Genomic DNA, 12,830 nt, shown 5'->3' on the forward strand with positions numbered 1-12,830 from the left:
GAGGTAGTATTTGTTTGCATATCTCCTCTTTTTTTTAGAAATTTGTTGTCCATTAAACTTCCGAGATTAGAATCCTATTAACAAAGGTATCAACGATGACGTTGCCTACCACAACTTCTCAGCGATGCCGAAAACATTATCTTATAATAACAAAAAACAACACTTATGAAACAACGCATTGTACTCTTCGGAGCTATTTGGCTGTCGTGTTGCGCAGGAACCAACCTTTCCTTTGCAGCGCAACGCCCGCTAATGGTTGCCGAACATCCTGCCAGCATCTTGGTGAAAGGAACTGTTGTTGATGAAAATGGTGCCCCCATCGTGGGCGCAAGTATCATTGAGCTTGGAACGACGCGCGGAACAATCTCCGACAGTAAGGGCGCCTTCCAACTCAAAGTGGATGGCTCTGCCAAACTCAAAATCTCGTTCCTCGGCTATCAAACGGTCGAGCTGCATGCAAAAAGTAGCATGAATGTGAAGCTCGTGCCCGATAACGCCTTGTTAGATGAGGTAGTGGTTGTGGGCTACGGTCAGCAGAAAAAGGTAAACCTCACCGGTGCCGTAGCAAGTGTCGATGTGGATAAGACGCTCGGCAGTCGTCCCGAACAGGATGTGGCCAAAGCATTGCAGGGAGCCATCCCTGGCCTCACCATCTTGAGCAACAACGGTAGTTTGGAAGGTAATCCATCTATTTCTATCCGCGGTTTAGGCACCCTCTCCAACGGCCAGAAATCGGCTCCGCTGATTGTGGTCGACGGTATGCCCACCGACGATTTGTCGATGATTAGCGGCAACGACATCGAATCAATCTCTGTATTGAAAGATGCATCGTCATCAGCCATCTACGGTGCACGCGCCGCCTTCGGTGTTATCCTCATCAATACGAAGCAAGCCAAGAAAGGCGACCGCATCTCTGTGAAATACAATGGACAGTTTTCATGGGACCAAGCTACCGTGCTACCCGACTATCCTAGCGTTCCCGAACAACTGCGTGCAGGTCTCATCGGTAAGAAACGTGCTGGCGAAACAACGCCCGAACTGTTTGGTATGTATTTCGATAAGCTGCTGCCTTATGCCGAAGCCTGGGAGAGACAGCACGGCGGCAAGAAGGGTTACTCGCTGATGCAGCCCTATCAAAGCATGGACAATGTGGGCGACTATTATTTCGACCATGGAACTCCGCTCTACTATGCCAACTATGACATTCGCAAAATATGGTATGACAATGCGGCTCCGGCACAGACGCACGATGTGAGCATCTCGGGATCATCGGGTCGCACGACGTTCTACACTTCGCTGGGTTACGACGCGAAGAGAGACATCATGAAGTTCAACCCCGGCGAACGCACCCGCTATAATGCCGTGCTCAATCTGCAAACCGACCTCACCGACTGGCTCAAAGCGGGAATCCGCTTCAACTATACGCGTCGCCACTTCAGCGCCGCTGATCCTTGGACCAACATCTATCAGTATATCTGGCGTTGGGGATCGTATTTCGTTCCTTCTGGCATCTTCCAGGCAGCCGACGGAACCCAATATGATAACCGCATGATTGCCTTGCAAAAGCAGGCCTCACGCAGAATAGGAACACACGATGCGCTGCGCATGAATGCCTTCTTGAAAGCGAACATCACGAAGGATTTAACCTTGAATGTTGATTATACTTATCAGATTGATAATTTCAACAACAAGACATCCGACCATAGTGTTTATGGCATGAACTGGGCTGGAACTGCGCCCGGATACATCGTAACTCCGTCCAACGCCAACGCTACACGCTCGAACAGCAAATCGAACAGCTGGGTGGCAAATGCCTATATGAACTATGCCCACAGCTTTAACGACACCCACAACCTGAATGTAATGGTGGGTGTAAACGGCGAGAACTTCACCAGCGACTACTTCTCGGCAATGCGCAAGAAGCTCTATGACGAGGCTTTCCCCGAACTGAATTTAGCTTATGGCGAGATGAAAGATGCCGTCATTGATAGCTATACGGACGACCACTCGTCGGCAGGTTATTTCGGACGTATCAACTATGATTATAAAGGCATTTATCTGTTGGAACTCAACGGACGTTACGATGGCTCGAGTAAGTTCCGCGCCGGCGATCGTTGGGCTTTCTTCCCCAGCTTCTCTTTGGGGTATCGCTTCACAGAAGAGCCCTATTGGAAGAATCTGAAAAATATGGTTTCAAACGGTAAACTGCGCTTCTCTTATGGTGAAATTGGCAATGAGGCTGTGGGCAGCAATATGTTCCTCTCCACAACAGCGGCCTATAACGTATCATCTTCAGGCTTCATGTGGCTCGACAAAAAAGGTGGAAAGCGCAATATGTTCACCAGGCCAACATGGGTAAATCCATCGCTCACTTGGGAACGCATTCAAACCAAGAACCTTGGTCTCGACCTCGGTTTCTTAGATAACCAATTCACGCTGACCGCAGAAATCTTCGAACGATTAACTAAAGATATGTTAGCTCCCGGCAATGCCATTCCTTCGGCAGTGGGTGCCAACGCACCTTACACGAATGCGGGCGAACTACGTTCTCGTGGTTGGGAATTAACCTTATCATGGCGCAAACAATTCAAGAAAGACTTCGGATTGTATGCCAACTTCAGCATCGGCGATTCGAAAGTAAAAGTGAAGAAATGGAACAATTCCAAGAGGATTATCGGACACACCAACGACGTTTCCTATGCTTACGAAGGCGAAACATGGGGCGACATTTGGGGGTTTGAGACCGATCGTTATTTCACCCCCGATGATTTCACCAGCAAAAACCCCGACGGAAGTTGGAATTACAAGCCAGGTATTGCCGATCAAAAAGGCATCCAAACAGGTAACTTCGTATATGGTCCTGGCGATATTAAGTTTAAAGATCTCAATGGTGATGGTAAAATCGATGGTGGAAAGGGCACATTGGAAGACCATGGCGATTTGAAAGTCATTGGCAACTGCTTGCCAAGATATGAATATAGCTTCCACATCGGTGGTAATTACAAAGGCTTTGACCTTGATTTGTTCTTCCAAGGCGTAGGCAAACGGTCTGTTTGGAATATATCGGCATTCAACTTCCCATTGATGAGAAATCCCGATTTAGCACTCTATGCCAACCAAACCAAGTACAATGTCTATGATCCTGACCATGGAATCGTCAATATCAGCGAAAGCAATGACTATCCCTGTCTGTGGCCAGGCAATGAAGACAAAGGTAATGTTCCGGCGCTTGCTGATGGCGGAGGCAGTCACAACTACTATCCACAAAGCAAATATTTGGTCAACATGTCTTATCTTCGTTTGAAGAATGTAACCTTGGGCTACACACTTCCTAAGCAGATCACACGAAAAGCTTACGTTGAAAGCCTCCGCCTTTACGTGAGTGCCAACAACTTGTTCCTACTGCACAAAGGCAATGGTAATTTACCACTCGACCCAGAAATCAATACCGGCGACGGAGTGAAATATGGCGGTTGGGGACGCACTTTGCCTATCACTCGCTCTTGGGCAATAGGTCTGCAAGTAACGCTTTAATAACAACTTTAATACGAAACGAATATGAAAACAAAAATATTCTGTGTCCTTGCAGCTGCATCATTATTGTTAGCTGGCTGTGACGACTTATTAGATAAGGATCCACGCGATACGTTCTTAAATAACAAAGCGTTTTGGAGTAATGAAAATCAGGTAGAAGGCTATAGCAACGCATTCTATGGCTTCTATGGTTCTGCCAGCAGTTTCTACTTCAATAGCTTAAATGATGACCAGGTTAATCCGTCATTTGACAACTGGACGTACACCACTGTTCCCAACAAATCAGGCGTTTGGTCGGGTATGTTTACGAATATACGCCAAATCAATTACATGCTTGATGGCTTGAAAATTTCAACACTTCCCAATGCAACAAAAGCCCGATACGAAGCTATCGGACGCTTGAATCGCGCTTGGGAATACTACCAATTGGTGCAGATGTATGGCGATGTACAGTGGGAAGACCACGTTATTGACAAATTGGAAAGCGAAGAAGTCTATGGGCCACGCACCGATCGTGACCTTGTAATGGATAAGGTTCTGGAAGATTTGAACTTTGCTATTGCCAACCTTCCAAGCAACACATCCGACAAAACGGAATGGGGCAAAGAATTTGCCGAGGCTATGAAGAGTGATGTTTGCCTGTATGAAGGAACTTTTTGCAAGTACAGAACCTTGGCAGAGAATGGCAAAGCACCCGACTTGACGCGTGCCAATCGCTATCTCCAAGCTTGTGTTGATGCATCCGAAAGCTTGAGAACATCCGGAAAATTCACACTTAACGTATGGACACCCGATGCAAAAGGTAAAATCTACACCATTTACAATTCTTTGGATCTGTCTTCAAATGACGAAGTTATTTTCTACAACAACTATGAAAAGGATGTCAAAATGCACGGTCTTTGCGACTTCACCAGCAGCTCGACCACGCAGCGTGGCATCACGAAAGATGCTATCGATGCCTTCCTTTTCAAAGATGGTCGTCCACTTGCAACAACAACTTTAAACACAAACGATAAAGCACAGCGTGATGCACAAGGTCATTACTCCATCGCCCATCTGCTGCAAAATAAAGATAAGCGTTTGAGTTTACTCATTGATCCCATCATCTGTTTCAAAAATCATGGTTGGATTCGTAACGAACCTTCACCTGATGGTCCGCTCCCAGCAGAGATGACTTCATCAACGGGATATACTATATATAAATACGATAACCCACAGTTGGAGTTGTATTATCGCACAAACACCAATACCAATTACACTGATATACCACTGTTTTGGTATGCTGTTGTTCTGTTAAACGAGGCTGAGGCAAAGGCAGAATTGGGTACCATCACCCAAACCGATCTCGATAACACTGTGAACCTCTTACAAACGAGAGCGGAATTACCGGCATTGACGCTGACACCTGCTGCCGACCCAGCCAACAATATGGGTGTAAGCAACCTCATTTGGGAGATTCGTCGCACACGAAGATGCGAACTGATGTGCGACTTAGACTATCGTTATTGGGACTTATTGCGCTGGCATCAACTCGATAAATTAGATAGCAATGTCCATCCCAATATCAATCGAGGTGCCAATGTGAGTGGTGTTGCTGACCAAACTGGCTTGACCGTCGATGGCAATTACCTGGTTGGGACAACTGCCACACGCACTTTCCTGCCTAAATATTACTCATACCCCATTCCATCGAATGATTTAACACTGAATCAGAATCCAGGTATGAAGCAAAATATAGGTTGGTAATCCCCTCCGATTTCTATTCAATTGAACTCCTATTTAATTTCGTTTATTTACTATCGCAGCCTGTTTGCTGCAGGCTGCGATAGTTTTTTTATTCGTGTAATGACAAAAATAGCAACACTTTCCTTGCTTTTCGCATTCCTTTTTTCAGCGGAGAGTTCGGCTCAATCGCTTTCAAATAATCAGCAAACTGCCCTCGAAAAAATACTCAATCAGTACATTTCAGGCATCAGTATGCGTCCCTTACACATTGATTCCATCCACAACGATGCTCAATCGCTGCATATTTATGTCACAAGTGACTTCTCCTATGTTTCGTTTACCCCTGCAAAATGTGACGAAATCCTGCAGAAAGTCAAAGCCATCTTGCCCGATTCTCTTCAGCACCGTGCAGTATCTGTGATGGCCGGACAACAAAATATCTATGATTTAATACCCCGAATTTATCGCAAGAAAGCTGATAAGCCCACGGTTTTCACCTACAATCCTACGGTTCCATTGGTGAAAAATCAAAATCGTCCATACGCTATTGCACACGGACTTGAAGGCAAAAACATCGCAATGTGGCAAAGCCATGGACTTTATTTCGAAGCTGGGCGCAACCGATGGCAATGGCAACGGGCACGTATGTTGCAAACCGTTGAAGACAAATATACCCAACAATACGTGCTGCCTTATCTCATTCCGATGCTCGAAAATGCCGGAGCCTACGTCCTCACCCCACGCGAACGTGATGTAAACCCTTTCGAAGTTATCGTTGATAATGACGGAGGCGTAGCACAGAAAGATTACACTGAGACAACAGGTGCACAGCCTTGGACCACAGGAAAAGCACCAGGCTTTGCCTATCTGCGTCCACAATACCACGATTTCGAAAACCCTTTTCATGAAGGAACCTATCGTGTTGCCACCACAACACGCAATAAAAAGGAGGTAAGTAGCATCTGCTGGCGTCCAAACATTCCGCAATCGCGCGATTATGCCGTTTATGTGGCCTACCAGTCATTACCCAACAGTGCCACAGATGCCCATTATACCATCCATCATAGTGGCGGTACAACCACCTTATCAGTAAACCAAAGCATGGGAGGTGGTACATGGATTTATCTCGGTACCTTCCCTTTCCAACAAGGAAAGACGGCGAAAGTTGTGCTCACCAACTATTCTAAACAAAACAATAGCGTCATCACGGCCGATGCACTCCGCTTAGGTGGTGGGCAAGGCAACATCGCACGCACAACCAATGGCGACAGCATCGCCTATGATGGAAAGATTGATCGACAGATTGGACGTAAGCCTCGAAATGCCTATCAACCCGCAATGGTCTATCCCTACCAAGTAAGTGGCTACCCAAGATATTTAGAAGCAGCACGCTATTCCATGCAATGGGCAGGTGTTCCCGATAGCATTTACTCTCCTTCCCATGGTTTAGATGACTATAGAGACGACTATAAATCACGCGGGCAGTGGGTGAATTATCTTGCTGCAGGCACAAAAGCATGGCCCGAAGGCAAAGGGCTAAACATTCCCATTGACCTTTCTTTTGCTTTCCATAGCGATGCAGGAACCGTTTATGGCGACTCCATCATCGGCACTTTAGGCATCTATGATACCCAGACCTATAACGGACACTTTGCCGATGGCAGCAGTCGACAGGCTAATAGAGACCTTTGCGACCTCGTACAGTCTTCTATTGTCCACGACATCCGCACCTGTTTCGAACCCAAATGGAGTCGACGTGGGATGTGGGATCAACGCTATTTCGAGGCTTGGACTCCACGCGTTCCCGCAATGTTGCTTGAACTTTTATCGCATGAGAACTTCGCAGACATGCGTTATGGACACGATCCTCGCTTTCAGTTTGCAGTCAGTCGCGCCATCTATAAAGGCATCTTGCGCTTTTTAAGCGATTCCTATGGCTATAACTATGTGGTACAACCGCTACCCATACAGCATTTCTCTGCGCAACTTTTGAAAAATCATCGTGTATTGTTACAATGGGAAGCAACCCCCGACACTTTAGAACCTACTGCCACAGCACAACGCTATGTGGTGTATAAGCGAATGGGCGAGGGTGGTTTTGACAATGGAACGGTGGTACACAAAAACAGTTTCGTAACCGAAATTCCAACAGACAGCATCGTCAGTTTTAAAGTTTGTGCCTTGAATGATGGTGGTATCAGCTTCCCCTCCGAAATATTAAGTGTGGGTATTGCTTCACATTCAAACACGAAACCCATTCTGATTGTAAATGCCTTTGACCGCATTAGTGCACCCGATGACTTTTGCAGTAGTGACGACGAATGGGCTGGTTTCTTAGCCGAAAGCGATAATGGTGTGCCTTATCTACAACAGATTTCATTCGTAGGCAAGCAAAAAGAGTTCCGTCGTTCCATCCCATGGACAGACGATGATGCCTCTGGTTTTGGCGACAGTCAAGCCAATTTCGAGCGCATAGCCATTGCTGGTAACACCTTTGATTACCCACGTTTGCATGGTGATGCCATCTTAAGAGCGGGCTACAGCTTCGTCTCAGCAGGACGAGATGCGGCAGTTCAACGAGGAATGCTCGACACACAGCAATATGCTGCGATTGACATCATCGTTGGAAAAAATAAACAAAGCAAGTTAGGACGCATGCAACCGCAACGAGATCTCCATTTCAAAACTTTCCCATACGCACTGCAACAAGCCATTGCAAGCTATTGCAAAGCTGGTGGAAACCTATTTGTTTCAGGTGCTTATCTCGGCACAGACCTTTGGTGTAACCCACTCTCCACAGCTCAAAAGGAGGACCTTGCTTTCGCAAAGAATATCTTAAAATATCAATGGCGCAACGATAAAGCTGCCGTAACAGGTAAGTTTGCAACTGTAACATCCCCCCTATCGGCCGACACTTTGACATTGACTTATGCTGCAACACCCAACTCTTCAGTGTATGCAGTTGAGTCTCCTGATGCCATAGAACCTGCCGATCCATGCGCTTATACCGCCTTTCGCTACCCCGAAAACAATAAAAGTGCAGGGATAGTCTTTGGTGGAAATGCAACCGACCATTGGCGTTCGATAGTCTTAGCCATTCCCTTTGAAACGATTATGGAGACACCTCACCGAACAAAATTGATGCAAATGATTTTAAATTATCTGCTTCAACCAGCTACTTTTTAAAATCTTTGTGTTACATTTGTATGCAGAAACGTAAAGCGTCTATCAATCATGCAGTTGAAATCAATACCAAATGATGCAACAATCTGTACCACATTGCATTGCGATTTGCACCACATTACGCCGCAATCTCTATGCTTTTTCCTACAGAATAGACTGCAAAAACGTTACAACTCCTTTACCTATGGCGTTGAAAACAATAGAAAATTTAAATAAAAACGAAATAAAAAACAAAAATAAAAAATTGATATGCAGAACAAAAAACAAATTGTAGATTGTTTTATTCCTATGGCATCTACCGATGCGCTGAATAAAACATTGGCCAGTTTACAAAGTGATGACCATGTAAATCGAATCGTCGTTTTACAAACAAAAGCTGAGAATGTAGCTGGAGTTGATGATACGTTGACCATCGACACACTGAAAAGCAGTGAAACAATGCGTCAGATTGCTGCCACAGCAACAGCCCCTTACACGCTCGTCTACCTGAAAGAGCAATACATGGAAATGGGTCTTTATGCCTTGGAACGTATGCTACGCATTGCCGAATGCACAGGAGCTGGTATGGTTTACGCCGACCATTATAACATTTCTGCTGAGGGTGTACGCAGTGAAGCGCCTGTGATTGATTACCAACAAGGCAGCTTGCGCGATGATTTTGATTTTGGTTCTGTGCTCCTTTTCCGCACTGACGCACTGAAAAAGGCGGCTGCCCACATGACACAATCCTACCAAGCTGCAGGTTTTTATGACCTAAGATTAAAATTATCCATCAACGAAAGATTCGAACATATCAATGAATTCCTCTACAGCGAGGTGGAGCTCGACAACCGAAAAACAGGCGAGAAGCTCTTCGATTATGTTGATCCGCGTAACCGGGCATCGCAGATTGAGATGGAAGCTGCAGCTACAGAGCACCTCAAAGCGATTGGAGCCTATCTTAAACCCACTTTCAAATCGGTTGATTTAAAAGCCGAACCATTCGATGTCGAAGCTTCTATCATGATTCCTGTGCGCAACAGAATTCGCACCATCCGTGATGCTATCGAAAGTGCTTTAAGTCAAAAAACGAACTTCAAGTTTAATGTTTTTATCGTTGAAAATGGCCCCGATTATCATTCAACCGATGGAACTACAGAACTTATTGATGAATACAAGAATGACGAAAGAGTGATTCATATCATCCCCAACCGACGCGATATTGGTGTTGGTAACAGCTGGAATATGGCTGCACACCATCCTCAATGTGGCCGGTTTATTGTGCAATTAGACAGCGACGACGTGTATAGCGACGAACACACTTTGCAAAAGTTTGTCGATGCTTTCTATGAGCAACAATGCGCTATGGTGATAGGCAGCTACATGTTGACCGATATTCACAAGAACATGCTTCCTCCCGGCAAGATAGATCATAGAGAATGGACTCCTGAAAATGGTCGAAACAATGCGCTCCGCATCAATGGTTTAGGTGCGCCACGGGCTTTCTTCACCCCCATTCTGCGCGAAGTGAAACTCCCCAATGTCAACTATGGAGAAGACTATGCATTAGGTTTGGCCATCTCTCGTTACTATCAGATAGGTCGAATTTATGACGTTTTGTATTGTTGCAGACGTTGGGATGACAACTCTGATGCCGCACTGAGCATTGAAAAAGAAAATCGGAACAACACTTATAAAGATCGCATTCGCACTTGGGAGCTATTGGCTCGCTTGAAAATGAATAAAGAAGCATAAAAGAGACGAGTGGACATGGCGAAAGGAAGCGTCGCACAGCAATGCTTTCTTTTGCTACACCCCATCCACCTTCTCATGAACAAAGTCGCATGAAAACGAACCAACCCTCACCTTGGATGTGGATTCCTACGCTTTATTTTGCAGAAGGAATACCCTATTTTATCGTTAATAACATTTCGGTAACTATGTTTACAAAGATGGGAGTACCCAATGGCGCAATGGCACTTTTCACCAGTTTGCTCTATCTTCCATGGGCAATCAAACCGCTATGGAGCCCCTTTGTAGACATTTTAAAAACAAAACGCTGGTGGATTCTATCCATGCAAATCCTCATGAGTGTGACCTTTATCCTCACCACGCTGAGCATTCCACACCCTGATGCTGCAACCATTGCATCACAGACAACACCCATCTCGCTCTTCACGTTCACATTAATCTTGTTCATTGTAACGGCCTTTGCTTCGGCTACGCACGATATTGCAGCCGATGGCTTTTACATGCTGGCACTCGATCAGCAACAACAAAGTTTCTTTGTGGGCATCAGAAGTACCTTCTATCGCCTTTCCTCTATCTTCGGGCAAGGTGTTTTGGTCTATATTGCTGGCTACATTGAGCGTACTTCCCATAATATCCCGTTCTCGTGGACACTCACTATGGCTATTACATCCGTGATTTTCACCCTTGTAAGCCTTTACCACACGTTTGTTCTTCCAAAGCCAAAAGCCGACGGGATACGTCATATAGAGGAGCGTCAACAGCAGCAAGCACAAGCTATTTGGAAAGAGTTTGCACGTACCTTTGTGACGTTCATACGCAAACCCGGCGTGCTTTTGGCCATCGTTTTCATGCTGCTTTATCGCCTTCCTGAGGCCTTTTTGCTCAAAATGGTTAATCCTTTTTTACTTGATTCGCAGCCCAAAGGTGGTTTGGCTTTAGCAACTGACGAAGTAGGTGTTATCTATGGAACCATCGGTGTGTTCTTCCTTACATTGGGAGGCATCATTGGTGGTGTGGCATCTTCACGCTGGGGGTTGAAGAAAGCATTATGGCCCATGGCGCTTTTTATGACCCTTCCTTGTGCCACCTTCGTTTATATGAGCATGTTTCATCCCACAAATGTAGTGATAATCAGTACCTGTGTCGCCATCGAACAATTTGGCTATGGCTTTGGCTTTACGGCTTACATGCTCTACATGATGTATTTTTCTGAAGGCGAATTTACAACGGCTCATTACGCCATCTGCACGGCCTTCATGGCTTTAAGCATGATGATTCCAGGCATGTTTGCTGGCTATCTGCAAGAATGGTTGGGCTATGAAGGTTTCTTTTGGATGGTAATGGTTTGCTGTGTTGCCACAGTTGCTGTGACCATTGTAGTGAGAAAAGAAATCAATGCAAACTATGGTCGGAAAACAGTGGAGAAAGTTTAGATGAAAAAATTTATCTTCTTCCTTACAATAGGCCTTTGCTTGACCGGTTTCTTAAACGCGAAAGTGAAAACAGGCTTAGAAGTTTTAAAACAACAAAACTTCAAGATTTTAGACGGAAAACGTGTGGGGTTAGTCACCAACCCCACAGGTGTAGACGACGCACTGCGCTCAACCGTAGACATTCTGCATGCTGCTAAGAACGTCAAATTAGTGGCATTATTTGGTCCCGAACATGGCGTTCGCGGCAATGCACACGCAGGAGACCATGTAGGGAATGGCAAAGATGCACAAACGGGCTTGCCCATCTATTCACTATATGGTGCAAATCGCGAACCATCTGATGAGATGCTGAAAGATATTGACGTGCTGGTTTACGACATTCAAGATATTGGTTGCCGCTCGTTTACCTATATCAGCACCTTAGGAAACATCATGAAAGCTGCAGCGAAGCACAATATACAAGTAGTTGTTTTAGATCGTCCCAATCCCTTAGGAGGATTGAAGGTTGAAGGAAATGTTACGGATGATGACTGTATTTCATTTGTAAGTGCATTTAAAATTCCTTACATCTATGGGCTCACTGTGGGTGAGTTGGCACTACTCTTGAATGGCGAGCACATGTTAGGAAATCCCTGTTCGCTTGAAGTTGTGAAAATGAAAGGCTGGAAAAGGAAAATGAACTATGCTGCTACAAAATTAAAATGGGTCGCAGCCTCACCACACATTCCACAAGCAGAGATTGCTCCTTTCTATGCGATATCAGGCATCGTGGGCGAGTTAGACAGCTTAAATATTGGTGTCGGTTATACGCTTCCGTTCCAAGTATTTGGCGCACCATGGATGGATGCCGATGCATTAACCACGCGAATGAATGCACTCCATCTGCCGGGCTATTGTTTCCGACCGATATACTATGCGCCGTTTTACAGCAAATTCAAAGGTCAACAAGTGCAGGGCGTACAGGTTTACATCACAGATTACACGCGTGCGCAGCTCTGCGACGTGCAGTTTTATGTGCTGCAAGAACTTTATAAGTTGAATCCTTCTCATGATATTTTGAACGAATCGGGCAATCGAACCGATATGTTTAACAAGGTTTGCGGCTCCAAAAAGATTAGAGAATTATTCTTAAAGCATCATCAATGGAGCGATGTTCAGCCTTATTGGACAAAAGATGTGGAGGCATTCAAGAAACTTTCTAAGAAATATTACCTTTATAAATAA

General features: G+C 45.3%; 6 protein-coding genes. All 6 read left to right on the forward strand.

Features of this window, described 5'->3' with window-relative positions; translation table 11 throughout:
* Positions 1 to 165: 165 nt before the first annotated feature.
* The 6 genes from HMPREF9431_RS03855 to HMPREF9431_RS03880 all read left to right on the forward strand — a co-directional run bounded on the left by HMPREF9431_RS03855 (position 166) and on the right by HMPREF9431_RS03880 (position 12,830).
* Positions 166 to 3,534: a SusC/RagA family TonB-linked outer membrane protein gene (locus HMPREF9431_RS03855; RefSeq protein WP_004379813.1), complete on the forward strand. Its 3,369-nt coding sequence runs from the start codon at positions 166 to 168 to the stop codon at positions 3,532 to 3,534.
* A gap of 24 nt (positions 3,535 to 3,558) precedes the next feature.
* Positions 3,559 to 5,280 carry a RagB/SusD family nutrient uptake outer membrane protein gene (locus HMPREF9431_RS03860; protein WP_004379814.1) on the forward strand — a complete coding sequence of 574 codons (1,722 nt, stop codon included), beginning with the start codon at positions 3,559 to 3,561 and terminating at the stop codon, positions 5,278 to 5,280.
* Between the two features lie 99 nt (positions 5,281 to 5,379).
* On the forward strand, positions 5,380 to 8,445 hold the full coding sequence (locus tag HMPREF9431_RS03865; RefSeq protein WP_040560805.1) for a golvesin C-terminal-like domain-containing protein: 3,066 nt from the start codon (positions 5,380 to 5,382) through the stop codon (positions 8,443 to 8,445).
* A gap of 246 nt (positions 8,446 to 8,691) precedes the next feature.
* Positions 8,692 to 10,176, forward strand: a complete 1,485-nt coding sequence (locus HMPREF9431_RS03870; protein WP_004379817.1) for a glycosyltransferase family 2 protein — start codon at positions 8,692 to 8,694, stop codon at positions 10,174 to 10,176.
* An 89-nt stretch (positions 10,177 to 10,265) separates the two neighbouring features.
* On the forward strand, positions 10,266 to 11,606 hold the full coding sequence (locus tag HMPREF9431_RS03875) for an MFS transporter (protein ID WP_040560810.1): 1,341 nt from the start codon (positions 10,266 to 10,268) through the stop codon (positions 11,604 to 11,606).
* Complete coding sequence (locus HMPREF9431_RS03880; protein ID WP_004379819.1) at positions 11,607 to 12,830, forward strand: exo-beta-N-acetylmuramidase NamZ family protein; 1,224 nt, start codon at positions 11,607 to 11,609, stop codon at positions 12,828 to 12,830.

Source organism: Segatella oulorum F0390 (assembly GCF_000224615.1).
Lineage (GTDB): Bacteria > Bacteroidota > Bacteroidia > Bacteroidales > Bacteroidaceae > Prevotella > Prevotella oulorum.